This window comes from Rhodococcus sp. LMD (assembly GCF_056108245.1).
The window spans coordinates 4,903,154-4,926,275 of the sequence record NZ_CM148557.1; the positions used below are offsets into that span (position 1 = coordinate 4,903,154).

Consider the following 23,122-nt stretch of genomic DNA (forward strand, 5'->3'; position numbering starts at 1 on the left):
CTGTGAACTGTGTCACCATGAGTAGAGCAGGACGAGCGTCCGAACGGACGACTTTGAGGATCTCCCCAGGACGCGAGTTACCTGATACCTTGGGTAACAGAAATGTCCCCACGGAGGTACAGATGATCCACATCCGCCACAGCGCCGTCGCGGAGGTCCCCCTCGACGTGGCGTTCGCCTACCTCGACGACCACCGCACGGTCCCCGAATGGATGTACGGCGTCCACCGCTTCGAACCGGTGGGGTCACAGGTCAACGGCATCGGCGCGATCTTCGACGCCACCATGCAGATCGGGCCGAAGGGCCTCGATTCGCGCCTGGCGATCGTCGACTGGGAACTCGACCGCAGGATCGTCCTCGACTCCATCGCCGGATTCCGCACCTCCTCGTGGTGGGAACTCGCCGACCTCGGCGACGGCCGGGTCCGTCTCGACGTCGACTTCGCCTACCAGCTCCCCGGCGGGCTGGCCGGGCGGGCACTGGGCAAGCTCATCGAACCGATGGTGAGTACCGCGATCCGCCAGACGGAACAGGCGCTGCGCTCGAATCTCGGCCACGTCGCCTGAGCGCGCGCCGGCCCCGGGCGGGGCAATTCGCGCGCTCGTCCGGAATCCGCCCGCACTGCTGCCTGGGCGGATTCCGAAGGTGCGAGCAAGTCCGCTAGGTTCCCGGCGGAGGTTCCGCCGTATGACTGACGATCGCCGCATGATCCACGTGCGCCACGACGGGGTGGCCCACGTCGAACTCGACACCGCCTTCGCATACGTCGCCGACCACCGCACGGTCCCGGAGTGGATGTACGGCGTGACCCGCTTCGAGCCCGTGGGCGAGCAGGTCCGCGGCGTGGGCGCGGTGTTCGACGCGTGCATGCGGATCGGTCCGGCCGCCTTCACCTCCCGGCTCGAGATCGTCGAGTGGGAGGACAACCACCGGATCGTGCTGAGCTCGATCTCCGGCTTCCGCACCCGCTCGGCGTGGCAGTTCGACGACCTGGGCGACGGCGACATGCGGCTCGCCGTCGACTTCGGCTACCAGCTGCCCGGCGGCCCGGCCGGGCGTGCGGCCGGGCTGCTCATCGAGCCCCTGGTGGGCACGATCGTGCGGCGGACCGAGAACGCGCTGCGGGACCAGGTCGTCCGGAACGCCTGATCCCGCAGCCCTGATCCCGCAGCGCGGAAGAGATCAGAAGTTGCCGCGCGCTTCCTGCTCCCGCTCGATCGCCTCGAACAGGGCCTTGAAGTTGCCCTTGCCGAAGCCGAGCGAACCGTGCCGTTCGATCAGTTCGAAGAAGACGGTCGGCCGGTCGGTGATCGGCTTGGTGAAGATCTGCAGCAGGTAGCCGTCCTCGTCGCGGTCGACGAGGATGCCGCGCTTCTGCAGCTCCTCGATCGGCACCCGCACCTCGCCGATCCGGGCCCGCAGCTCGGGGTCCTCGTAGTAGGCGTCCGGGGTGGCGAGGAACTCCACGCCCTCCTCACGGAGCCGGTCGACGGCGGTGAGGATGTCGTTGGTGGCCAGCGCCAGGTGCTGTGCGCCGGGACCGCGGTAGAAGTCGAGGTACTCGTCGATCTGCGAGCGCTTCTTCGCCACGGCCGGCTCGTTGAGCGGGAACTTGACGCGGTGGTTGCCGTTGCAGACCACCTTGCTCATCAGGGCCGAGTAGTCGGTGGCGATGTCGTCGCCGATGAACTCGGCCATGTTGGTGAATCCCATGACGCGGTTGTAGAAGTCGACCCACTCGTCCATGTGGCCGAGCTCGACGTTGCCGACCACGTGGTCGAGCGCCTGGAAGATCCGCTTGGGAGCGCCGTCGCGCTTGCGGTAGGTCGACGACTTGTCCACGTAGCCGGGCAGATACGTGCCGGAGTACCGCGAGCGGTCGACGAGGGTGTGCCGGGTCTCGCCGTAGGTGGCGATCGCGGCGAGACGCACCGTGCCGTGCTCGTCGCTGATCTCGTACGGCTCCTCGAGCACCGTCGCGCCCTGGGCCCGGGCGTGCGCGACGCACTTGTCGACGTCGGGCACCTGCAGCGCGATGTCGACGACGCCGTCGCCGTGCCGGCGGTGGTGGTCGACGAGCGGGCTGTCCGGATCCACCGCACCCTTGACGACGAACCGCACCGCACCGCTCCGCAGGACGTAGGCGTGGTGGTCGCGGTTGCCGGTGGTGGGACCGGAGTAGGCGATCAGTTCCATTCCGAACGCGGACTGGTAGTAGTGCGCGGCCTGCGTGGCGTTACCCACCACCCACACCACCGCGTCCCAGCCGCTGACGGGGAACGGGTCCCGATCGGCGTCGTACTCGACGAGGCCGACGAGCTGCCGCAGTTCCTCGGCGTTCAGCTGGGCGAGCTTCTCGCTGTCGGTAAGGGTGAACTCGAGAGTCATGGCGATTCCTCCTGCCGCCGGACGCGGCGCCATCGGTGTGTCGTGTGTCACCAGGAAAAACCTGTCGCAAGGACGGCGCAATCTCCCCCTTTTCAGCTGGCCCACCTGACTGGAATACGAGGGATGCCGGGCGCACCGCTATACAATCGGTACAGTTTCCGCCGCCTCTTCGGAAGGAACGGCCATGCGTGACGCCGTGCAGCTGGACGAGTTGGATTTCGCGCTCCTGGAAACGCTGCACACGGATCCGAAGATCGGTGCGCTGGAGTTGTCCCGGCGGTTGCGGGTGGCGCGCGCGACGGTCTCGGCACGGGTGCGCCGGCTCGAGGAGTCCGGCGTCATCGCCGGCTACGAACCGCGCCTGAACCTGGCGGCGGCCGGATTCGAGGTCCAGGCCTTCGTGACGATGGAGATCGTCCAGGGTGCGCTCGAAGCCATCACCGATGTCCTCGAAGCGATTCCCGGGGTGCTCGAGGCGTTCGCGACGACCGGCGCCGGCGACATCCTGTGCCGGATCGCCGCGGACTCCCACCTCGGGCTGCAACAGACGCTGATCGAACTGAACCGCTCGTCGATCGTCGCCCGGTCGACCAGCGTCATGGTGTTGTCGGAGGTGGTCCGCTACCGGGCCATGCCCCTGCTGCGCACCCTCCAGCCGGGCAGAACCGCCAAAGCGCCCGCCTACCGCCGGTAGAGCTGACGACCGGCCCACCGGCCCTCCCCCGCAGAAAACGGCGGCACAGCTCTGCACACTGCACAGAAAATCGGCAGCCCGCTGCGCTACAGCTCTTCAGGCTGATCAGTAGCGCAGGCCGCACTTGCGCGACGTTTGTAACCACGGTCACAGTCTTCTTCATTCGCCCGCACCCGGGCACCGCACCGTCCCGACTCCCGAGAGAAGACATGAAGAACCTGCTGACCCGTTTCGAGGACAAGGCCCCCGAGATCGTCTTCGAGTGGCACGACACCGAGACCACTGCCCGCGGCTGGGTCGTCATCAACTCCCTGCGCGGTGGAGCGGCCGGCGGCGGCACCCGCATGCGCCGCGGCCTCGACCGCCGCGAGGTCGAGTCCCTGGCCAAGACCATGGAGGTCAAGTTCACCGTCTCCGGTCCGGCCATCGGCGGCGCCAAGTCCGGCATCGACTTCGATCCGTCCGACCCGCGCAAGGACGGGGTGCTGCGCCGCTGGTTCGCGGCCGTCGCGCCGCTGCTGCGCGCCTACTACGGCACCGGCGGCGACCTCAACGTCGACGAGATGAGCGAGGTCGTGCCGCTCACCGAGAGCAACGGTCTGTGGCATCCCCAGGAGGGCGTCGTCAACGGGCACTTCGCCGCGGACGAGCGCGAGCGCATCCAGCGGGTCGGGCAGCTGCGGCTCGGTGTGGCCAAGGTCGTCGAGGACACCCGCTTCACCCCCGCCCCGGACGCGAAGTACACGGTGGCCGATCTCATCACCGGCTGGGGCGTCGCCGAGTCGGTGCGGCACCACTACCGCATCTACGGGGACGCGGCCGGCAACCGCGAGCTCACCGGCAAGCGCGTGCTCGTCCAGGGCTGGGGCAACGTCGGGGCGGCCGCGGCCTACTACCTGGCGCAGGCCGGCGCCCGCGTCGTCGGCATCATCGACCGCGACGGCGGCATCCTCGACACGGACGGACTCGACTTCGACGAGGTGCGCACCCTGCTGCTGACCAAGAACGGCAACGCGCTCCGCAGCGACCGGATGCGTCCCTTCACCGAGGTGCACGACGCGATCTGGGACCTCGGCGCCGAGGTCTTCCTCCCGTGCGCCGCGTCCCGGCTGGTCACCCGCGAGCAGGTCGACCGTATGGTCGCGGCGGGCCTCGAGGTGATCGCCAGCGGCGCGAACGTCCCCTTCGCCGACGACGAGATCTTCTACGGTCCCACCTACGAGCACGCCGACAAGTCCGTCTCGGTGATCCCCGACTTCATCGCCAACAGCGGCATGGCCCGCGCCTTCGCGCAGCTCATGGAGGGCGACGTCGAGGTCTCCGACGCCGCGATCTTCGGTGACGTCTCGGACACGGTTGCCGGGGCGCTGCAGCGCTGCCACGAGCGCAGCGCCGACCATACGGGCGTCGCGGCCACGGCGTTCGAGATCGCCCTCGACCAGCTGGTGCCGGCGGGGGAGCGCATCGATGACTGACACCTTGGCCACCCCACCGGCCACCACGGCCGCGCCCGCCCCACGGGCGATGCTGCATCAGGCGATGCGACCGCGGCAACTGGTGATGATGAGCCTCGGCGGCGCGATCGGCGCGGGCCTGTTCGTCGGCTCCGGCGCCGGCATCGCGGTCGCCGGCCCGGCCATCCTCGTCTCGTTCCTCGCCGCTGCAGCCCTCGTGGTCCTCATCATGCGGATGATGGGCGAAATGGCGGCCGCGAACCCCGCCAGCGGTGCGTTCTCGGTGCACGCGGAGAACGCCCTCGGTTCCGTCGCCGGTCGCACCATCGGCTGGCTGTACTGGATCCAGGTGGTCATCGTGATCGCGGCGGAGGCCACCGGCGCCGCCGCCATCACCGCCGCCTCGATCCCCGGGATCCCGCAGTGGGCCGCGGCCCTGTTCTTCATGGTCGTCCTCACCGGCGTGAACCTCGTCGGCGTGCGCCGGTTCGGTGAGGTCGAATTCTGGTTCGCGGCACTGAAGATCGTCGCCATCGTCGCCTTCCTCGCGATCGGCGTCGCGATGATCGCCGGCTGGGTGCCGGCCTTCGACAGCACCGGGTTCGCGAACCTGACCGCACACGGAGGCTTCGCCCCCACCGGTATCGCCGGCATCGCCGCCGGACTGCTCATCGTGGTGTTCGCGTTCGGCGGCACCGAGATCATCGCGATCGCAGCCGCCGAGACCTCGGATCCGCGCCGCAACGTCGGCCGCGCGGTGCGCACGCTGATCTGGCGCATCCTGGTCTTCTACATCGGCTCGGTGCTGATCATGGTGACGGTGCTGCCGTGGACCTCCGAGGATCTCGTCACGGGACCGTTCGTCGCGGTGCTGAACGCCGGCTCGGTGCCGGGGGCCGCCGCCGTGATGACCGTGATCGTCGTGGTGGCGTTGCTGTCCTCGCTCAACGCGATGCTCTTCAGCGCCTCACGGATGATCTACTCGCTCTCGCAACGCGGTTCGGCGTACCCGGTGTTCGGCCGGGTGGCCGCCAACGGCGTGCCCCGCAACGCGGTCCTGGCCTCGGTGGCGTTCGGATTCGTCACCGTCGCACTCAACTACGTGCGTCCCGACAAGGTCCTGCCGCTGCTTCTCAACGCGGTCGGCTCGACCATCCTCGTGCTGTGGACGTTCGTGGCGGTCTCGCACCTCGTGCTGCGTAAGCGGGCACGCCGCGAAGGCACCGAAGACGCTCTGCCGCTGAAGATGTGGGGCTTCCCGTACCTGTCGTACGCGACGCTCGGCCTGCTCGCCGGCATCGCCGTGCTCGCACTGTTCGACTCGGCCGCGCGCACCCAGCTCGTCGCGACGGGTGCCCTCACCGCGACGATCGCGGGCGCGTGCTGGCTCCTGCACCGCCGGCAGGCGGTCCGGCAGCCGTAACCGACCGTACAGACGACGACGCCGTGCGTCCTCCCGCAGGGGGGAAGGACGCACGGCGTCGTCGTGGTTCGGTCTCCGCCGTCAGTCCTTCGGACCACCGGCGACGTAGATGACCTGGCCGGAGACGAAGCCCGCGCCCTCGCTCGCGAGGAACGACGCGGTGTGCGCGATGTCCTCGGGCTTTCCGGTGCGGGCGACGGGGATCTGCGACGCCGCGGCGGCCTTGAAGTCCTCGAACGACATCCCGACCCGCTCGGCCGTCGCCGCGGTCATCTCGGTCTCGATGAAACCGGGGGCGATCGCGTTGGCGGTCACGCCGTACTTGCCGAGCTCGATCGCGAGGGTCTTGGTGAAGCCCTGCATGCCGGCCTTGGCAGCGGAGTAGTTGACCTGGCCGCGGTTGCCCAGCGCGGAGGTGCTCGACAGGTTGACGATGCGACCGAACTTGGCCTCCACCATGTACTTCTGCGTCGCACGGGACATGAGGAACGCGCCCCGCAGGTGCACGTTCATCACGGCGTCCCAGTCGTCGACGGTCATCTTGAACAGCAGGTTGTCGCGGGTGATGCCGGCGTTGTTGATCAGCACCGTGGGATCGCCCAGTTCGCTCGAGACCTTCTCCACGGCCGCGGCGACGGACTGCTCGTCGGCGACGTTCGCACCGACGGCGAGGGCCTTGCCGCCGGCCGACTCGATGGCCGAGACGGTGTCGGCGCATGCGGACTCGTCGAGGTCCAGAACCGCGACCTGGAATCCGTCCTCGGCGAGACGCTTGGCCACTGCGGCGCCGATACCGCGCGCGGCGCCGGTGACGATGGCGGTACGGGTGCTTGCTTCGCTCACTGCTTACCTCCGGTGTGGTTGGAAACTTCAGTTGATGGTGAGGCCGCCGTCGACCGCGATCGTCTGTCCGGTGACGTAACCGGCGGCCGCCGAGGTGAGCCACACGGCGGTGGCGGCGATCTCGGCGGGATCACCGGTGCGGCCCAGGACGATTCGCGGCTTCATGCTGTCGAGATAGCCGGGCTGGTATTCGTCGGTCATCTCCGTCTCGAAGAATCCCGGCGCGATGGCATTGACGCGGATGCCCTTGCGAGCCCCCCACTGCTGGGCCAGGTCGCGGGTCAGACCGATCACGCCGGCCTTGCTCGCGGCGTAGGCGGCTTGCGGCAGTCCCGCGGTGGTGAGGCCCAGGACGGAGGAGATGTTGACGATGGCGCTGCCCGGCTGCATGACGCGCCCGGCGGCCTGCGCTGCCCAGTACGAACCGTTCAGGTTGATGTCGATGACGCGCCGGAACTGCTCCGGAGTCTCCTTGGTGGCCGGGACGGCCGTGCCGATACCGGCGTTGTTGACGAGGATGTCGACCTTGCCGAAGTGCTCGACCGCGGCGTCGACCATCCGCTGCGCCTGCTCGGGCTCGGCGATGTCGGTCTCGACACTCAGCGCGCGGCGACCTGCCGCACGGACGAGTTCGGCGGTCTGTTCGAGCCGGTCCGCGCGACGGGCCGCGAGCACGACGTCGGCTCCGGCCTCGGCGAGGGCCTGAGCGAAGGCGACGCCGAGGCCGGAGGACGCGCCGGTGACGATCGCGACGCGGTCGTCGAGTCGGAACTTGTCGAGTACGGACATGGGGGTAGTCTCCTCCGAAAATTGGTACCTACGCGACTTGTATAGTTGAATTCGCGCTCGAGTTCAAGATTGTTTTTTCGAAAAAGGCGCGGTCACAAGCCCTTTCGGGCCCGCGACCGCGCCTCGTTCGCGTTCCGGTCGAGAGGGGTCAGCTCAGGCGCTCGAGCACCATCGCCATGCCCTGACCACCGCCGACGCACATCGTCTCCACGCCGAACTGCTTGTCGTGGGTCTGCAGGTTGTTGAGCAGCGTGGCGGTGATCCGCGCCCCGGTCATGCCGAACGGGTGGCCGAGGGCGATCGCACCACCGGAGACGTTCAGCTTGTCCTCGTCGATGCCGAGCTCACGGGCGGAGCCGAGCACCTGCACGGCGAACGCCTCGTTGATCTCGAACAGGTCGATGTCGGAGATGGTCTTGCCGGCGTTCGCGAGGGCCTTCTTGACCGCCTCGATCGGGCCCAGGCCCATGATCTCCGGCGACAGGCCGGACACGCCGGTCGAGACGATCCGTGCCAGCGGGGTCAGGCCCAGCTCCTCGGCCTTGGTGTCGGACATGATCACCAGGGCCGCGGCGCCGTCGTTGAGCGGGCAGGCGTTGCCCGCGGTGATGGTGCCGTCGGGGCGGAACACCGGCTTGAGCTGGCTCACGGCCTCGTACGTGGTGCCGGGCCGGGGGCCGTCGTCGGTGGTCACGACGGTGCCGTCGGCCAGGGTGACGGGGCTGATCTCGCGCTCGAAGAAGCCGGACTTGATGGCTTCCTCGGCCCGGTTCTGCGACCGCACGCCCCACCGGTCCTGGTCTTCGCGGGAGATGCCGGTCATCGACGCGACGTTCTCCGCGGTCTGGCCCATCGCGATGTACACGTCAGGCAGCAGACCCTCGCTGCGCGGATCGGTCCACGCCGTGCCACCCTCGGCGAGCGTGGCGGTGCGGGCCTCGGCGTCGGCGAAGAGCGGGTTCTTGGTGTTCGGCAGGCCGTCGGCGTTGCCGGTGACGAAGCTCGAGACGGACTCGACACCGGCGGAGACGAACACGTCGCCCTCACCGGCCTTGATCGCGTGCAGTGCCATGCGGGTGGTCTGCAGCGACGACGAGCAGTAGCGGTTGACGGTCACGCCGGGCAGGAAGTCGTAGCCCAACTGCACCGCGACGACGCGGGCGATGTTGAACCCGGACTGGCCGGCGGGCTGGCCGCAGCCGAGCAACAGGTCGTCGATCTGGGTCGGGTCCAGCTCCGGCACCTTCGCCAGGGCGGCGGCGACCATCTGGGTGGCCAGATCGTCCGGGCGCACGGTCTTGAGCGACCCCTTCATTGCCCGCCCGATGGGAGAACGGGCGGCGGAGACAATCACAGCTTCGGGCATCACGCGCTCCTTGTTCGGTGTTGACGCTTCGAGTCTCTACAGGCCCAGATCGCGGCCGATGAGTTCTTTCATGATCTCGTTGGTGCCGGCCCAGATCTTGGTGACGCGGGCGTCCTTCCATGCACGAGCCACACGGTACTCGTTCATGAACCCGTAGCCACCGTGGATCTGCACGCACGCGTCCAGGACCTCGGACTGCGTCTGCGCGCTCCACCACTTCGCCTTGGCCGCGTCCACGGCGGTGAGCTTGCCGTCGGCATGCGCCTCGACGGCCTGGTCGACGTACGCCTCGGCGACCTCGATCTTGGTGACCAGCTCGGCCAGCAGGAACTTGTTGTACTGCATGGCGCCGATGGCCTGGCCGAACGCCTTGCGCTCCTTCGCGTACTCGATGGTCTCGAGCAGGATGTGCTTGGCGTGGTGCACATTGTTGACCGCGGAGCCGAGTCGCTCCTGCGGCAGCATCTTCATCATCGAGATGAAGCCCATGCCCTCCTCGCCGATGAGGTTGGCGTGCGGGACGCGAACGTCCTTGAAGAACAGCTCTGCGGTGTCGGCCTCGGGCTGACCGACCTTGTCCAGCTTGCGGCCGTTCTCGAAGCCCTCCATCCCGCGCTCGACGGCGAACAGGGAGATGCCCTTCGCGCCCTTCGACGGGTCGGTGCGGGCCGCGACGACGACGAGGTCGCAGTTGTAGCCGTTGGTGATGAACGTCTTGGCGCCGTTGAGGATCCAGTCGTCACCGTCGCGCACGGCGGTGGTCTTCAGGTTGGCGAGGTCGGAGCCGCCGGACGGCTCGGTCATGCCGATGGCGCAGATGAGCTCGCCGGTGGCGCAGCGCGGCAGCCAGCGCTCGCGCTGTTCCTCGTTGCCCAGGTGGACGATGTAGGGGACGGTGATGTCCGAATGGATACCCATCGACGAGGACAGCGCCATGTTGGCCCGGGCGAACTCCTCGCCGAGGATGGCGTTGAAGCGGTAGTCGTTCGCCTCCATGCCACCGAAGCGCTCCGGGATCTCGAGCCCCAGGAAGCCGGCCTTACCGGCCTCGATCCAGATGTCACGCGGGATCTCGTGACGTTCGATGAGCTCCTCCGCACGGGGCATGACGAACCGGTTCACGAACTCGCGCGCCGACTCGCGGAACGCCTCGTGATCGGGGCCGTACAGGGTGCGTCGCATCAACCGCTCCTCAAATCTGTAAGCATCTGCTTATTTTCTAAGCGTGCGCTTATAGTGAACCGCGGCCGCTATCTTGTCAACCAGGCCGCAGCAGGAACGGGAGCACGACGTGAGCACATCCAGGGACGCGGTGATCAGCGGATCGAAGGCCGCGGCCCGGCTACGCGAGGCAGCCGTCGAGGTGTTCGCCGAGAACGGCTACGGCGGCACCACCACCCGCCAGATCGCCGCCCGCCTCGACATGAGCCCGGCCGCGATGTACCCGCACTACAAGTCCAAGGAAGAACTGCTCTACGCGATCAGCTACGAGGGCCACGATCTCGCCCTCGAGGTGGTGCGCACCGCCGACCTGCCCGACGAGGACGCCACCACGCGTCTGTCCACCGTCATCGCCCGGTTCGCCGAGTGGCAGGCCGAGCACCATCGCCGCGCCCGCGTCGTCCAGTACGAACTGACCGCCCTCACCCCGGAGCACTACCGCGTCATCACCGGCCTGCGCCGACGCACCACCCAGGTCGTCCGCACCATCGTCGACGCCGGGGTCGCCTCCGGCGAGTTCACCGTCCCCGACACCGAGGGCGTCACCCTGGCCCTGATGTCGCTGTGCGTCGACATCTGCCGTTGGTACCCCTCCGGCCGCTACAACGAGCCCCACGCCATCGCGAACCTCTACTCCGATCTGGCCCTGCGCCTCGTCGGCGCCGTCCGTTAGGATCTGCCCCACACGACGGATCGGGGGGTCCATGATCGGGGGGACGTCTTCGCGCGGCGATCGGCCGACTGCGCACGCAACGGATGTCGCGGGTGACCGGAGAGCGCGTCGGCCACACGCTCGCGCCGCGACCTACCGAGAACGACGACGGGTACGCACGCGTGGGTGGATCGTCGCCGTCGCGGCGGCGACGGCCGGCGCGTGCACCTCCGTCGCACCCCCGGAACCCACAGCACCCGCGGAGCCGCCGGCCACGTCGACCACCCGTGTGCCGCGCATCGTCGACGAATCCGACCGGCCCCCGGTCACGTTCGACCCCTGCCTCGACATCCCCGACCAGGTACTCCGCGACGCCGGCTACGACCCGAAGTCGGAGGAGGTCAGCGACTTCGCCGCGACGCACTACACATTCCTCGGGTGCAGCTATCAGGGCACGTTACGCATCCCCGGAGTTCTCCGCCGTTACGGACTCAATCTCAATTCCGGCAACATCACCTTCGCCGAAGTGCAGGAGAAGGTCGGCGGGTACGCGACCCCCATCGAAGTCGACGGCCGACGCGCCCTCCTCGAGGTCGACCCGAGCCTGCGCCACGCGTGTGCCGTCAACGTGGAGACGTCGTTCGGGGTCCTCATCATCTCGCGCGTCTACCACCCCGACCACGGCAACGGCGTCCCGCAAGGGGAATGGTGCGCCGGACTCGAGGACACCGCCGCGCGGATCTCCGTACTCATCGGCAACTGATCGGAAGGAACAAGGTGAGCAGACCGCTGCGACTCGACCCCCACACGATCGACGAGATCGTCGCACTATGCGACACCATGCTCGCGACACTGTCCCACGCGATCGACCGATCCGAGGACCTGACCCGAGCCGTGAGCTTCGGCGGATTCGAGTCCGCGGAACAACTTCGCCGAGGCTTCCTCATCAAGGCCAGGGGCACCCCGGAGTCCGCCTACGAGCGGCTCACCCAGTTCCACGAGGTCCTCGCCCGCATGCGCGAGACCTTCGCCGCGGGCGGGCAGGGATTCCTCGACGCCGAGTACGACTGGGCCCGGCACCTCGGCACGACCGACTCTGCCTGAACGCCAGCACTTTTGCGCCGGTCGACGAGTCGCGCGATATCCGCGCGGGCGGCAGTCATCCGCGAACTCAATCGAGGGCGCGGACGACTGGGGACCGCGCGGATGCGACGAGGGCGATCGCGGCACCACCTGCACGGCCCGGCACGACTCGCCACAGGACTGTCCGGTCCGCTACGATCCTGCGCACTACCACGGAATCGGGGGGACTCCATGGGCATGTCAGTCGAGGCTTCACACGGCACCGGAAGACGCGCGGCGCGACACGTCGCGGTCGTGAGCGGAAGTGCCGAATAAATTGTCGTACAACGAGAATCCGATCCGGTCGATGCTCGATCCGCTGCTCGATCCCGCGGTGCCGGAGCGGGTCGACGCCCTGACGAACTGGCACACCAGCCTGGTTGCACGGCTCGACGGCAGCTTCGATCCGGACTATGCCACCGTGTTCGAGAACTTCCACAGCATGGAGCACGACGCCATCTACCGGGACGTCCAGAGAATGGACCCGGGTGCGATGAGGAGCCTGGCGGAGAGCTGGCGCGCGATCGCGACCGACATGAGCATCGGCTTCATCTTCGGAACCCAGATGATCTGCAACAAGATTGCCGAGGGATGGGACGGCGAGGCGGCACAGCAGGCCGTGGCGGCGACCCGCTCCTTCGCGACGTCGGCCGAACAACTGGTCGCCGCCCTGCTGGCGGTGTCGACGAAGCTGGCTGCGGCATCGGAGATCGCCACCGCCGTCCGAACCAATGTGCAACCACCGCCGATACGGATCCCGATGCCGTCGGGTGTGGTGGTGCCACAGGACACGGCGGAGTTCGCGCGGGCGGCGGAGGCTGCACGCACCGAGGCCGTGCGCGTCATGGAGTCGCTCTACGTCCCGCACTACCGCGAATCCGGCACGGCGGTCCCGATCCTGCCGTCCCCGCACGAGGCGACGGCAGGATCGGGACCGCTCGGACCGAGCCCAGCGGAGCGCCCCGCGGATAGTGCGAACGGCCGAGGTGGCGGTTCCGGGCCCGCGGGAGCCGGCAGCGACGGCCGACCGGTCACGGACACCGCGTCCCCCGACGCCCCAGCCCCCGACGCCCCAGCCCCAGACGCCCCTGCCCCAGACCGTCACGCGGCACCGGGCGACCCGACGACGGGTGCTGCCGAGCCCTCGACGACCGTCCCGGCCGCGACGACGGCGGCCGGCGCGACCACGACCCCGGAGCGCTCCCCTGGGGGATTCCCGGGCGGAACCGGCGGAGCGACGTCGGGGGGCGGTGGCGCGGGAGGCGCCGGCGCGGGGACCGGCGCCGGCGCTCCGGGACTCGGCGGACCCGGTCCCGTCGGCGGCGTGCCGATGGCGAACGGAACGACCGGTTCGGCGACGTCGGGTCCCGGCGCGCGCGCCGGCTCCGGCCGCGCGGGCGGCATGTACCCGGGCATGCTGGGCGCCCCCGCACGCCCGGCACGGGACGACGACGCCGCCCGCACGGTGCCCAGCTACCTCGTGGGCATCGACAACGGGAACGAGCTGATCGGTCCGATGCCGCTCACCGCGCCGCCGGTACTGGGGGTCGATCCGGCATGACGTGGCGGCTCACACCCGACCGGTTCCTCGCGCTGTGGACCGCGACAGGACTCGACGAGGTCCCGTTTCCCCTGCGCTACCGCTCGACCGCGCTGTGGGAGGACGAACACGCCGCGAACGTGGAGGCGGCCCACCGGTGGCGGCGCATGAATCCCGACGAGCAGCTCGCGGCGGCGATGGCGACGATGCGGCACGCGGAGGTCACCGTCGAGGCGTACGGGCAGACCTCGGCCGACTCCGAGCTGCGGCTGCGGGGCTGCATCAGGCACGACTCCGCGGTCCTGGTGCGACAGGAACCGGGGCGTGCCGGCGACTTCGTCGTCACGACCACGTCGGCGTACACCTTGGCGGACGCCGTCGTGCAGTGTCTGCCCGACGCACCCGCAGGCACGGCGCCGGCGCTGTCCGCGCCCACCGCGGAGGTGGCGGAGTTCTCGACCCCGACGCAGGTACTGCGGACCGCGCAGGCGCCGCCCGCAGTCCGATTGCGACGGCTGCTGACCGATCCCCGGTCCGGGACGGGCAACCTGCGGGTACTGTCCTCACCGGACGGTCTGACCTTCACGCCGGTCACCGATCTCGGTTGGTTCGACGTCGTCGGGGACGGCCGGTACCTGTTCCGGACGGGCCGCCACACCCACGTCTGTCCCGCGTCGCCGGAGCTGCTGCGCGACGAGCTGGCCCGCGCCGTCGACGGGGCTCGCGAGAAGCGCGGTCGGGTCGGCGATACCGGTTTACGCTGGGTTCATGGTTGAACGGGATCGAACCGTCGACGGTAGGCCGCAGAATGCCCGTCCGCGCGACGCGCTGGGGCGTCCCCTCCCCTACGGCGAGGAGGGTGTCGAACGGGTCCCGGAGGACCTGGACCTCGAGCCCGACGAGGCGATCACCGAGGCCCAGCGACTGCTCGACCACGGCCATCCGTTTCATGCGCACGAGGTGCTGGAGAGCACGTGGAAATCGGCGCCGGCCGAGGAGCGGCCCCTGTGGCAGGGGCTGGCGCAGCTCGCCGTGGGGCTGACGCATCTGCTGCGGGGCAATCCGGCGGGTGCGGCGTCGTTGTTGCGGCAGGGGGAGGCGCGGATCCGGCACTACGAGGACGAGCCGCCGCACGGGCTGGACATCGACGGTCTGGCGGCGTGGGCCGAGCACCTGCTGACCGAGATCGAACGCGGCGAGCCGATTCCGGAACCGCCGATTCCCCGGCTGCGGCTGCCCTGATGCCCGTGCTCCCGATGTTCCCGCTGGGAACCGTGCTGCTGCCGGGCGACGCGCTTCCGCTCCATGTGTTCGAGCCGCGCTACCGCCGCCTGGTCCGGGACTGCCTCGCAGATCCGGACGGGCCACGGTTCGGCGTCGTGCTCATCGAGCGAGGGCACGAGGTGGGGGGCGGGGAGACCCGCCACGACGTCGGCACGATCGCGCGGATCGTGATGGACACCGAACTCGACGACGGTCGATACGTCCTGGAGTGCATCGGGGAAGAGCGGATCCGGGTGAAGAACTGGCTTCCGGACGACCCGTACCCACGCGCGGAGGTCGAGCCGTGGCCGGACACGGTTTCCGGCCCGGTGGATTTCGCCGAACTGAGCGTGGGGCTCGGCCGGCTCTACGGTCTGCTCGACCGGCTGTCGAACGGTCGGATCGAACCGCCGAGCATCACCGAACTGCCCGACGAGCCGGGCGCGCGGCTGTTCGCACTGGCGCGGTTCGTTCCGATCGGCGAGGCGGACCGATTGCAGGTGCTCACGGCGCCCGGACCCGCCGAACGATCGGCGGTGGTGACCGAATGCGTCTCGAACGCAGTCCAGCTCGCCCAGTGGCGCCTCGACAGCATGTGAGATCGACCGATCCCGCGGACCGCGCAGAACCCCGTTCTCCCACGTCCCGGCGGCCGTTGCTCGTTCGGCGGTCCCGGTTCTCCACACCCTCGGGGCGCGGAAAACCCTGTGGACCAGATCAACTGGTATGGTTCCGCTGTCGACAAGGGGGGTCGAGAAATGTCGAAGTGGGGCGTCGTCGTCTTCGAGCTGGGCAAAGTGGTGTTGTGGTGCGTGGGGGGCGCGCTCGCCATCGGCGGGATATCGGCAGCAGGGAGCCTGCTGGCGCCGGATGTTCCGGATGCGGCGCCGGAGTGGGCCCCACCGGTCACGACGTCACGTGCCGAGTCACCTACTGCCACAACACCACGACGTGAACTGCCACCGGGATTCCCAACGATGGAGCGGGCTCCGAAACTGCCCGACGTTCCCGAGGGCGCACCGCAACCGGTACCGACGAAGTTCGGGCTCACGTACACCACGCCACCCGGCTGGTTCGGGGGAGAGTCCATTATGGGGTGGAACGGCCGTGGCGGTGAAATGATGGTGATCGGTTCGGCATCCTCCTTCGGGAATGGGTACTGCGCCGCGGAAGACACGTCCACGCTGGCGTCCGTGGGTATCACGGGGCGGCCCGCCGGTGACCTGCTGACCGTGGCTGCTCACGAGGTTCGAGCAGTCGAGTGGATGTACTCCGGCCGGGAACAGTCGCCGACGGTCGAGTATTCGGCCCCGGTCCATTTCGACATCGACGGAAATCCGGCGGTCCGGATCACGGCGCGTGTAGCCGACATCCCGCACATCCACGAATGTGCCCCGCCGGCAGCACGGTGGGACTTCGTGGCCACCACCGGCCTGGCCTCAGCGGAGGTCGCGGTCTTCGTCGTGCAGGCGGATCGCGGTGTGGCCGGCCAGCTCGACGACGATTCCATCGACGGCCTCGTCGAGTCGCTGAGGAGGTCGTGATGTCCGAGACATACGAGAGGTTCAGCGCCACCGCGAATCAGATCGCCGGCGCTGCCGTCGCTGCGCAGGAGATCGGCAACGATGTGTTGTGGGCCAACCGGTACCTCGCCGTCCACGGTGAGCCGGCCGGCACACTGGACGGTGCACTGTTGCGGACGATCCAGGACGGGTTCCGGGCAGTTCTGCCGTCGGCACAGTCTCGATACTTCGTCCTTGCCGATCTCTGCCTGAAGACCGGCATCGAATTGAACCGCTGCGCGTGGATCTACTACGACACGGAGGAACGCAACTACGAACGGCTCAATGCCAACCTCCTCTTTCCGGAGTCGATCGACGCATACGATCCGGAGACACCGGCCGCCGGCCCGGCGCGACCGTACCCCGATCCCGTCCGGACCGGGGTTGCGGGCAGGACCGAACTCCCTCACCCCGAAGCCCCCGACGAGGACGTCCGTGAGATCGTCGCGGAGGCGGCCGGCTGGCTCGGCGACGTCGACAAGACAATCGAGATGCTGACCGAGTGGAGCCCGATCGCCCAGGTGATCGAACCGCTGGACGGAAACTGGAACGAACTGCGGCGACTCGGCAACGCGTACCGCATCGCCGGGGAGGCGGTGGAGGCCGGCGGGGAGAATCTCGACGCCGTGGTGCGAGCTCTGGATCCCCACTGGAACGGGCAGGCTGCCCGGGCGTTCACGGACTACGCCGGCCGGATCGTCGACGCGCTCCGGTGGGAGGGACCGGTCGGACGCGTGGTCGAGGAGACGTGCAACCTGGTTGCGGAGAAGATCCGGGAAGCGATCGTCACCGCGGTTCGGTCGCTGAAGGAGATGCTCGAGGAAGAGGTGGCGTTCGACGACGGGATGCAGACGCTGAAGTTCGCGCTGAAGAAGGTCCCGTTCGCCGGCACGGCCGTACAGATCCTCACCCTCGCCAGGATCGTTCGGGACACGATCGCATTCGTCGACGACGTCGTGACGCGGATCCGCGCGCTCACGGACGCACTGAGGGCGTTCCTCGATGCTCTGGCGTCGCCGGCGAACGCCCTGCAGGAGCAGGTCGATCACACGCTGGCGCCGTTGACCGAGGCGTACGAGCGCACCGAGCACCGGGCGGCGGTGGCCGTCGATCTCGCCGGCGTCGCAGACGTCCGCGGCCCCGTGAACAAGCCCTCCGAACCGTACTCGGTCGGCGAGAACCCCTGGGCGGACGCGCCGTGAGGGACGTGCCCTCGCACCTCGACGGTCCACTGGACCGCATCCACCGAGCCGTGACCGACCTCGACACCGCCGTGATCCGCGCACAGCGGTTCGCCGGCGCGAACCGGTGCATTCAGGTCGACGATGCGGTGATGGAACAACTCGCGGCGAGCAGCGACGCCTCTCCCGCACTGCGGCAGTACGCGTCGAGAGTTGCTGCCGGACAGTGCCGCTGGTCCGAGATCGAGGCGGTGGCACATCCGGTTCCACCGGAGGTCGCCGAACTGAAGGCGAATCCGCGGTTCCGGTGGTTCCCGGCCTCGCCGCGTACCACGCCTGCGGCCGGGCAGGACCAGGAGCCGTACCGGATCCCCTGGCAGTCGTAACGCCCCCAGCGGTGTGCCCTTTGGGCTGCCAGGACAACCCAAAGGACACACCGGCCGCGTCAGCGGCCGATGAGGGCCAGGCGCTCGATTTCGCTGAAGTCGGTGCCGGCCGCCACCGGCCGGACTGCGACACCGCTCGCGGCCGTGGGGTGAAGCTGCTGCGGGGCGCTCCTCGTCCGAGCGGACCGGGAGCGCCTCGCCGTCAGCACCGGGCGCGGCGCTCCCGCTCCGACAGCCCGCCCCACACCCCGTGCCGCTCGCGGCCGAGCATCGCGTGGGTCCGGCACTCCGTCAGCACCGGGCAGCTCGCGCAGATCCGTTTCGCAGCTGCCTCCCGCCGTCGCCGCACGACCGGTTCCTCGCCGTCCGGGGCGAAGAAGTAGAACTCGCCGAGGGAGCGGCAACTGCCGCGGAACTGCCACCCGAACCCGGACCGGGTGCGGGTGGCGGTCATCCGACGATCACCACGATCAGGGTTCGTGGCCCGTGCACGCCCTCGACCCGCTCGAGTTCGATGTCGGACGTCGCGGAGGGGCCGCTGATCATGGTGGTGGGGCGTTCCGGCACCAGCCGCATCAGCGCCTCGGGCACCCCGACTTCGACGTCGGCGAGGGGCACGACGCACACGTGCAGGTCCGGCACGAGGGTCAGCGCGCGCCGGCCCTGGTCGGGGCCGCCGTCGAGGAAGATGGTGCCCGTCTCGGCACACGTGACCGCGGAGGCGGTGACGACGCCGTCGAGGTCGCCGAGGTCCGGGGCGGGGATCTCGGACGAGTCCACCACCACGTCGCCGTCGAACCGTGCGAGCCACGACCGGTCCAATCCCGCGGGGACCCCCACGCGGCGCACGCCGTGCTCGGTCAGCACCCGTGCGAGCACGTCGGGAAGGTCGGCCGGCGCGCACTCGTGCACGTGCGCCTTGTAGTCGACGAGCCGGTCCACGAGCAGTTCCCGCCGCTGTGCGTCCGGCAGGGTGCGCCCGGTGCGGTACTCGCGGGGTACCTGCACCGGTACCGGTGGGGCAAGTGTCCGGGCGTCGCGGATCCGGCCGAGGATCACGTCGCGGGTGCTCACTGCTGCCGTCCCTTCTCGCGCGCCTGTGCCAGCGCGGCACGTCCCTCGTCGGAGTTCCACCATTGCCGGAAGGTCTGTCTCGGCGGCGCCGGGATGTCGCGGGCTTCCGTCCAGCCGGCGAGCGGACCCGGCAGCGAGGTGATCTTCCCCTTCTTCCCGGCGAGGAGCCGGCCGAGTCCGGCCGCCTTCTGCGCGGTCGTCCAGCGACGCGACGACGACATCGCCAGTGATGCCGCCTTCATCGCGGCCGCCTCGATCCCGAACGACGCGTGCTCGACCTTCTGGTGCCGCAGTTCGACGAGCAGCGAGGGGATGTCGATCTTGACGGGGCATGCGTCGTAGCACGCCCCGCACAGGCTCGAGGCGAAGGGCAGGGTCGCGTTCGGATCCCCCGGGGCATCCATGCCGGCGAGTTGCGGGCTGAGCACGGCGCCGATCGGGCCGGGGTACGTCGAGCCGTAGGCGTGGCCGCCGGTGCGCTCGTACACCGGGCACACATTCAGGCACGCCGAACATCGGATGCAGTGCAGCGCTTCGCGTCCCATTTCGTCGGCGAGCGCCGCGGTGCGTCCGTTGTCGAGCAGCACGAGATGGAACTCCTGCGGACCGTCGCCGGGGGTGACGCCGGTCCACATCGACGTGTACGGGTTCATCCGCTCGCCCGTGGACGAGCGCGGCAGCAACTGCAGGAACACCTCGAGATCCCGGTAGGTGGGCAGCAGCTTCTCGATGCCCATCACGGTGATCAGGGTCTGCGGCAGCGTCAGGCACATGCGACCGTTGCCCTCGGATTCGACGACCGCGAGCGTGCCGGTGTCGGCAATTCCGAAGTTCGCGCCCGACACCGCGACCGGCACGGTCATGAACTTGTGGCGCAGGAACTTCCGCGCCGCAGCCGCGAGATGCCGGGGATTGTCGTCCAGATCGGGGTCGACGCCCGGCATCTCGCGCAGGAAGATCTCACGGATCTCGGCCCGGTTGCGGTGGATGGCGGGAACGAGGATGTGCGAGGGCTTGTCGTGGCCCAGTTGGACGATCAGCTCGGCGAGGTCGGTCTCGTAGGCCGTGATGCCCTGCTCCTCGAGGTGCTCGTTGAGCCCGATCTCCTGGGTGGCCATCGATTTGACCTTGATGACCTCGTCGGAGCCCGTCGCGCGGATCAGGTCGGTGACGATGGCATCGGCCTCGGCGGCGTCGGCCGCCCAGTGCACGACGCCGCCACGGGCGGTCACCGCGGCCTCGAACTGGGTGAGCAGCTCCGGCAGCCGGTTCAGCACGTCGGCCTTGACGGCGGCACCGGCGTCGCGCAACTGCTCCCAGTCGGGCAGCTCGCCGGTCACGCTCAGGCGCTTGGCCCGGATGGTGTGGGTGGCCTTGCCGATGTTGCGGCGCAGCTGGGTGTTTGCCAGTTCCTGGTGCGCCGCGGCGGGAAACGCCGCGACACCCCGCAGATTTCCGGAGCCGCGCGGTGGGACGGGCGGCATGCCGAGAGCGGTCACGCGGGCACCCCCTTGGGAGAGACGGCCGGTTCTACCGAGGCGAGGATCTCGGCGAGGTGGATGGTGCGGGTTCCGGTGCGCAGACGTGACAGTCCGCCGCCGATGTGCATGAGGCACGACGAGTCGCCGGCGCTGCAGTATTCGGCACCGGTTGCGGTGATGTTGCACAGTTTGTCCGCGAGCATCGCGGTGGAGGTCTCGGCGTTCTTGAGCGCGAAGGTGCCGCCGAATCCGCAGCAGGAGTCGGCCTCCGGCAGCTCCACGAGGTCGATCTCGCGGACGGCGCGCAGCAGCTGCAGCGGCTTGTCCCCCACGCGCAGCATGCGCAGCGAATGGCAGGTGGGATGGTAGGTCACGCGGTGCGGGAAGTAGGCCCCGACGTCGGTGACCCCGAGGACGTCGACGAGGAACTCGGACAGCTCGTACGTCTTGGCCTTCACCTCGTCGACGCGGCTGCACAGCGCCGGCGAACCGTAGCGACCGGCGACGATCTCGTGCTGGTGCCGCACGGACCCGACGCAGGATCCGGAGGGTGCGACGACCGCGTCGATGCCGTTGTCGCCGAAGGCGTCGGCGTAGTTCTCGACGAGTGGCAACGCGTCGGGCTGGTAGCCGGTGTTGACGTGCATCTGGCCGCAGCAGGTCTGGCCGTCGGGGAAGACGACGTCGTGGCCGAGCCGCGCGAGGAGGAGGGCGGTGGCCGAGACGGCGCCGGGGAACATCGTGTCCCCGAGGCACGTCGCGAACAGGGCGATTCGCATGTGGATCTCCGCATCGGGTCTATGTGGTCAGACCACAGTAACCCATGGTCGGTGCCCTGCGTCACCCCCTGTCCGGATTTTCTGCGAATTCCCTCCGGTTCTGGATTGTGACCGAGGTCATGGTGTACGGTCCTGTGGTCTGACCACAGATCCCGTCGCGGTCCGCGACGCAAACCTGGAGTTTCATGTGGAAACCGAACTGCTCGCGGTGACGTACACACCGTCGACCACCGCCGTCGCCGGCAACCTCACCGCGACGGCCCTGCTGGGCCTGGTCCCCCTCCTGACCTTCTTCGTGCTCCTCGCCGGCCTCAAACTCAAGGCCTGGTACTCCGGGCTCGGCGCGCTCGCCGTGGCCCTCGTCGTCGCCGTCGTCGGCTTCGGGATGCCGGCGCCGCTGGCCGGACTGTCCGCCCTGCAGGGCTTCACGTTCGGCCTGTTCCCGGTCATGTGGATCGTCGTCACCGCGATCTGGTTCTACGAACTCACCGTCGTCAGTGGACGTTTCGAAGACCTGCGGCACGTGTTCAACTCCGTCGGTCACGGCGACATGCGCATCCAGGCGATGCTCATCGCCTTCTGCTTCGGCGGAATGCTCGAGGCGCTCGCCGGTTTCGGGGCACCGGTCGCGATCACCGGCGCGATGCTCATCGCGATCGGCATGCCCCCGATCCGCGCCGCCGTCACCGTACTCGTCGCGAACACCGCACCGGTCGCGTTCGGCGCCATGGCAATTCCGATCACCACCGCCGGAAACCTCACCGGTATCCCGGCGACCGAGATCGCCGCCGTCGTCGGCCGGCAGACACCGGTGCTCGCCTGGTTCGTGCCGATCCTGTTGCTGCTGCTGGTCGACGGCCGGCGCGGCGTCCGCCAGGTGTGGCCGATCGCGCTGGTCACCGGCTTCGCGTTCGCGATCGCGCAGTACTGGTGCTCGAGCCACTTCTCGTACGAGCTCACGGACGTCGTCGCCTCCCTCGTCGGCCTCGCCGCGGCCGTGGTCATGCTGCGGTTCTGGCGTCCGAGCACCCCCGACGACCAGCACTCGCACGTCACCGCGGAACCGATCGGTGCCGCACGCACGGCGATGGCGCTGTTCCCGTACCTGCTCGTCATCGTCGTGTTCGGCATCGCCAAGCTGTGGACGCTCGGCGTGGACGTGCCGAAGTGGCTGGCGGGCACCGATATCAAGGTCGAATGGCCGGGCCTGTACGGGAATCTGCTCACCGCGAGCGGAGATCCTTCGACGGGCGCGATCTACACGCTGCCGTGGCTGTCGAATCCCGGTACCCTCCTGCTGTTCTCGGGCATCGTCGTCGGCCTCGTGTACACGGTGTTCAGCGGCGGCGGCCGGTTCCCGATGACCGTGCGCCTGACCCTCAGCACCTTCCCCGGGACACTGTGGAAGATGCGGCTTTCCGTCGCCACCGTGGCCACGGTGCTCGGCCTGGCCTACGTGATGAACCATTCCGGGCAGACCGTCGCCATCGGCACGTGGCTCGCCGGAACCGGCGCGATCTTCGCGTTGCTGTCGCCGATCCTGGGCTGGCTGGGCACCGCGGTGACCGGCTCGGACACCTCGGCGAACGCGTTGTTCGCGCGGCTGCAGCAGACCGCGGGGCAGGCCGCGGGCATCGATCCGACGCTGCTGGTCGCGGCGAACACCTCGGGCGGTGTCGTGGGCAAGCTCATCAGCCCGCAGAACCTCACCATCGCGGCGACCGCTGTCGGCCGGCCGGGCAGCGAGCCGCTGCTGCTGCGCAAGGTCGTCGGCTACAGCGTCGGCATGCTGGCCCTGCTGTGCGTGCTGGTCTACCTCCAGTCGACGCCGGTGCTGTCGTGGATGCTGCCGTGAGTCGTCCCCCGGGCGGACGCGGCACGGGATCTCCTCTGCCGCACCCGGA

General features: G+C 69.1%; 25 protein-coding genes. 16 read left to right on the top strand and 9 right to left on the bottom strand.

Annotated elements, in window-relative coordinates; genetic code table 11:
• The first annotated feature begins 122 nt into the window (after positions 1 to 122).
• Both ACWPQI_RS22390 and ACWPQI_RS22395 read left to right on the top strand, forming a co-directional pair.
• Positions 123 to 566: an SRPBCC family protein gene (locus tag ACWPQI_RS22390; RefSeq protein ID WP_102031690.1), complete on the top strand. Its 444-nt coding sequence runs from the start codon at positions 123 to 125 to the stop codon at positions 564 to 566.
• A gap of 139 nt (positions 567 to 705) precedes the next feature.
• Positions 706 to 1,149 (top strand): SRPBCC family protein, encoded by a 444-nt coding sequence (locus ACWPQI_RS22395; RefSeq protein WP_017679732.1) that lies wholly within the window; start codon positions 706 to 708, stop codon positions 1,147 to 1,149.
• 33 nt (positions 1,150 to 1,182) lie between these two features.
• On the opposite strand, the gene hppD is transcribed toward ACWPQI_RS22395, so the two are convergent.
• Positions 1,183 to 2,388 (bottom strand): 4-hydroxyphenylpyruvate dioxygenase, encoded by a 1,206-nt coding sequence (gene hppD / locus ACWPQI_RS22400; RefSeq protein ID WP_010595701.1) that lies wholly within the window; start codon positions 2,386 to 2,388, stop codon positions 1,183 to 1,185.
• Between the two features lie 184 nt (positions 2,389 to 2,572).
• Between hppD and ACWPQI_RS22405 the strand changes: the two genes are divergently transcribed.
• The 3 genes from ACWPQI_RS22405 to ACWPQI_RS22415 all read left to right on the top strand — a co-directional run bounded on the left by ACWPQI_RS22405 (position 2,573) and on the right by ACWPQI_RS22415 (position 5,959).
• Positions 2,573 to 3,082, top strand: coding sequence for an Lrp/AsnC family transcriptional regulator (locus ACWPQI_RS22405; protein ID WP_017679733.1), 510 nt, complete (start codon positions 2,573 to 2,575; stop codon positions 3,080 to 3,082).
• Between the two features lie 209 nt (positions 3,083 to 3,291).
• Complete coding sequence (locus ACWPQI_RS22410) at positions 3,292 to 4,557, top strand: Glu/Leu/Phe/Val dehydrogenase dimerization domain-containing protein (protein ID WP_191902675.1); 1,266 nt, start codon at positions 3,292 to 3,294, stop codon at positions 4,555 to 4,557.
• Complete coding sequence (locus ACWPQI_RS22415; RefSeq protein WP_010595704.1) at positions 4,550 to 5,959, top strand: amino acid permease; 1,410 nt, start codon at positions 4,550 to 4,552, stop codon at positions 5,957 to 5,959. Before ACWPQI_RS22410 ends, ACWPQI_RS22415 begins: the two co-directional genes overlap by 8 nt.
• Before the next feature lie 81 nt (positions 5,960 to 6,040).
• Here ACWPQI_RS22415 and fabG read toward each other — a convergent pair whose 3' ends face one another.
• From fabG to ACWPQI_RS22435, 4 genes are all read right to left on the bottom strand, one after another.
• The gene (fabG, locus tag ACWPQI_RS22420) at positions 6,041 to 6,802 is read right to left on the bottom strand and encodes a 3-oxoacyl-ACP reductase FabG (RefSeq protein ID WP_017679735.1); all 762 of its coding nucleotides are present in this window, start codon (positions 6,800 to 6,802) and stop codon (positions 6,041 to 6,043) included.
• Between the two features lie 27 nt (positions 6,803 to 6,829).
• Positions 6,830 to 7,591, bottom strand: coding sequence for an SDR family NAD(P)-dependent oxidoreductase (locus ACWPQI_RS22425; protein WP_017679736.1), 762 nt, complete (start codon positions 7,589 to 7,591; stop codon positions 6,830 to 6,832).
• Positions 7,592 to 7,739: 148 nt separating this feature from the next.
• A complete protein-coding gene (locus ACWPQI_RS22430; protein ID WP_026137538.1) occupies positions 7,740 to 8,957 on the bottom strand; it encodes an acetyl-CoA C-acetyltransferase in 1,218 nt (405 codons plus the stop codon).
• A gap of 36 nt (positions 8,958 to 8,993) precedes the next feature.
• On the bottom strand, positions 8,994 to 10,139 hold the full coding sequence (locus tag ACWPQI_RS22435; protein WP_003934461.1) for an acyl-CoA dehydrogenase family protein: 1,146 nt from the start codon (positions 10,137 to 10,139) through the stop codon (positions 8,994 to 8,996).
• 109 nt (positions 10,140 to 10,248) lie between these two features.
• On the opposite strand from ACWPQI_RS22435, the gene ACWPQI_RS22440 reads away from it, so the two are divergent.
• The 10 genes from ACWPQI_RS22440 (at position 10,249) to ACWPQI_RS22485 (ending at position 17,884) form a co-directional block, all read left to right on the top strand.
• Positions 10,249 to 10,851, top strand: coding sequence for a TetR/AcrR family transcriptional regulator (locus ACWPQI_RS22440; RefSeq protein ID WP_010595708.1), 603 nt, complete (start codon positions 10,249 to 10,251; stop codon positions 10,849 to 10,851).
• 169 nt (positions 10,852 to 11,020) lie between these two features.
• Positions 11,021 to 11,593, top strand: a complete 573-nt coding sequence (locus tag ACWPQI_RS22445) for a DUF3558 domain-containing protein (protein ID WP_029540143.1) — start codon at positions 11,021 to 11,023, stop codon at positions 11,591 to 11,593.
• 14 nt (positions 11,594 to 11,607) lie between these two features.
• Positions 11,608 to 11,934 (top strand): hypothetical protein, encoded by a 327-nt coding sequence (locus tag ACWPQI_RS22450; RefSeq protein ID WP_119700119.1) that lies wholly within the window; start codon positions 11,608 to 11,610, stop codon positions 11,932 to 11,934.
• A 283-nt stretch (positions 11,935 to 12,217) separates the two neighbouring features.
• Positions 12,218 to 13,513, top strand: a complete 1,296-nt coding sequence (locus ACWPQI_RS22455) for a WXG100 family type VII secretion target (protein ID WP_237211308.1) — start codon at positions 12,218 to 12,220, stop codon at positions 13,511 to 13,513.
• On the top strand, positions 13,510 to 14,268 hold the full coding sequence (locus ACWPQI_RS22460; RefSeq protein ID WP_010595712.1) for an ESX secretion-associated protein EspG: 759 nt from the start codon (positions 13,510 to 13,512) through the stop codon (positions 14,266 to 14,268). The genes ACWPQI_RS22455 and ACWPQI_RS22460 overlap by 4 nt, the downstream gene beginning before the upstream one ends.
• A complete protein-coding gene (locus ACWPQI_RS22465; RefSeq protein WP_124259077.1) occupies positions 14,261 to 14,734 on the top strand; it encodes a DUF309 domain-containing protein in 474 nt (157 codons plus the stop codon). The genes ACWPQI_RS22460 and ACWPQI_RS22465 overlap by 8 nt, the downstream gene beginning before the upstream one ends.
• On the top strand, positions 14,734 to 15,354 hold the full coding sequence (locus ACWPQI_RS22470; RefSeq protein ID WP_010595714.1) for an LON peptidase substrate-binding domain-containing protein: 621 nt from the start codon (positions 14,734 to 14,736) through the stop codon (positions 15,352 to 15,354). The genes ACWPQI_RS22465 and ACWPQI_RS22470 overlap by 1 nt, the downstream gene beginning before the upstream one ends.
• Before the next feature lie 108 nt (positions 15,355 to 15,462).
• Entirely contained in the window at positions 15,463 to 16,299 is an 837-nt protein-coding gene (locus tag ACWPQI_RS22475; protein WP_225222978.1) for a DUF8017 domain-containing protein, read from the top strand.
• Positions 16,299 to 17,519, top strand: coding sequence for a hypothetical protein (locus ACWPQI_RS22480; RefSeq protein WP_010595716.1), 1,221 nt, complete (start codon positions 16,299 to 16,301; stop codon positions 17,517 to 17,519). The genes ACWPQI_RS22475 and ACWPQI_RS22480 overlap by 1 nt, the downstream gene beginning before the upstream one ends.
• Positions 17,516 to 17,884, top strand: a complete 369-nt coding sequence (locus tag ACWPQI_RS22485; RefSeq protein ID WP_010595717.1) for a hypothetical protein — start codon at positions 17,516 to 17,518, stop codon at positions 17,882 to 17,884. The genes ACWPQI_RS22480 and ACWPQI_RS22485 overlap by 4 nt, the downstream gene beginning before the upstream one ends.
• 202 nt (positions 17,885 to 18,086) lie before the next feature.
• On the opposite strand, the gene ACWPQI_RS22490 is transcribed toward ACWPQI_RS22485, so the two are convergent.
• The 4 genes from ACWPQI_RS22490 to ACWPQI_RS22505 are packed head-to-tail and all read right to left on the bottom strand — an operon-like array spanning position 18,087 to position 21,218.
• Positions 18,087 to 18,338: a WhiB family transcriptional regulator gene (locus ACWPQI_RS22490; RefSeq protein WP_010595718.1), complete on the bottom strand. Its 252-nt coding sequence runs from the start codon at positions 18,336 to 18,338 to the stop codon at positions 18,087 to 18,089.
• Complete coding sequence (locus ACWPQI_RS22495) at positions 18,335 to 18,958, bottom strand: LutC/YkgG family protein (protein ID WP_010595719.1); 624 nt, start codon at positions 18,956 to 18,958, stop codon at positions 18,335 to 18,337. The genes ACWPQI_RS22490 and ACWPQI_RS22495 overlap by 4 nt, the downstream gene beginning before the upstream one ends.
• On the bottom strand, positions 18,955 to 20,457 hold the full coding sequence (locus tag ACWPQI_RS22500; RefSeq protein WP_040274606.1) for a LutB/LldF family L-lactate oxidation iron-sulfur protein: 1,503 nt from the start codon (positions 20,455 to 20,457) through the stop codon (positions 18,955 to 18,957). Before ACWPQI_RS22500 ends, ACWPQI_RS22495 begins: the two co-directional genes overlap by 4 nt.
• On the bottom strand, positions 20,454 to 21,218 hold the full coding sequence (locus ACWPQI_RS22505) for a (Fe-S)-binding protein (protein ID WP_010595721.1): 765 nt from the start codon (positions 21,216 to 21,218) through the stop codon (positions 20,454 to 20,456). The genes ACWPQI_RS22500 and ACWPQI_RS22505 overlap by 4 nt, the downstream gene beginning before the upstream one ends.
• Before the next feature lie 187 nt (positions 21,219 to 21,405).
• Between ACWPQI_RS22505 and ACWPQI_RS22510 the strand changes: the two genes are divergently transcribed.
• The gene (locus ACWPQI_RS22510) at positions 21,406 to 23,073 is read left to right on the top strand and encodes an L-lactate permease (protein WP_010595722.1); all 1,668 of its coding nucleotides are present in this window, start codon (positions 21,406 to 21,408) and stop codon (positions 23,071 to 23,073) included.
• Positions 23,074 to 23,122: the final 49 nt, after the last annotated feature.

Excerpts from the sequence above, each read along its gene's own strand:
- ACWPQI_RS22410 (WP_191902675.1), top strand. The coding sequence starts at position 3,292 with ATGAAGAACCTGCTGACCCGTTTCGAGGACAAGGCCCCCGAGATCGTC.
- hppD (WP_010595701.1), bottom strand. The coding sequence starts at position 2,388 with ATGACTCTCGAGTTCACCCTTACCGACAGCGAGAAGCTCGCCCAGCTG.
- ACWPQI_RS22395 (WP_017679732.1), top strand. The coding sequence starts at position 706 with ATGATCCACGTGCGCCACGACGGGGTGGCCCACGTCGAACTCGACACC.
- ACWPQI_RS22465 (WP_124259077.1), top strand. The coding sequence starts at position 14,261 with ATGGTTGAACGGGATCGAACCGTCGACGGTAGGCCGCAGAATGCCCGT.
- ACWPQI_RS22505 (WP_010595721.1), bottom strand. The coding sequence starts at position 21,218 with ATGCGAATCGCCCTGTTCGCGACGTGCCTCGGGGACACGATGTTCCCC.
- ACWPQI_RS22470 (WP_010595714.1), top strand. The coding sequence starts at position 14,734 with ATGCCCGTGCTCCCGATGTTCCCGCTGGGAACCGTGCTGCTGCCGGGC.
- ACWPQI_RS22490 (WP_010595718.1), bottom strand. The coding sequence starts at position 18,338 with ATGACCGCCACCCGCACCCGGTCCGGGTTCGGGTGGCAGTTCCGCGGC.
- ACWPQI_RS22405 (WP_017679733.1), top strand. The coding sequence starts at position 2,573 with ATGCGTGACGCCGTGCAGCTGGACGAGTTGGATTTCGCGCTCCTGGAA.
- ACWPQI_RS22480 (WP_010595716.1), top strand. The coding sequence starts at position 16,299 with ATGTCCGAGACATACGAGAGGTTCAGCGCCACCGCGAATCAGATCGCC.
- ACWPQI_RS22430 (WP_026137538.1), bottom strand. The coding sequence starts at position 8,957 with ATGCCCGAAGCTGTGATTGTCTCCGCCGCCCGTTCTCCCATCGGGCGG.
- ACWPQI_RS22460 (WP_010595712.1), top strand. The coding sequence starts at position 13,510 with ATGACGTGGCGGCTCACACCCGACCGGTTCCTCGCGCTGTGGACCGCG.
- ACWPQI_RS22435 (WP_003934461.1), bottom strand. The coding sequence starts at position 10,139 with ATGCGACGCACCCTGTACGGCCCCGATCACGAGGCGTTCCGCGAGTCG.
- ACWPQI_RS22415 (WP_010595704.1), top strand. The coding sequence starts at position 4,550 with ATGACTGACACCTTGGCCACCCCACCGGCCACCACGGCCGCGCCCGCC.
- ACWPQI_RS22390 (WP_102031690.1), top strand. The coding sequence starts at position 123 with ATGATCCACATCCGCCACAGCGCCGTCGCGGAGGTCCCCCTCGACGTG.
- ACWPQI_RS22425 (WP_017679736.1), bottom strand. The coding sequence starts at position 7,591 with ATGTCCGTACTCGACAAGTTCCGACTCGACGACCGCGTCGCGATCGTC.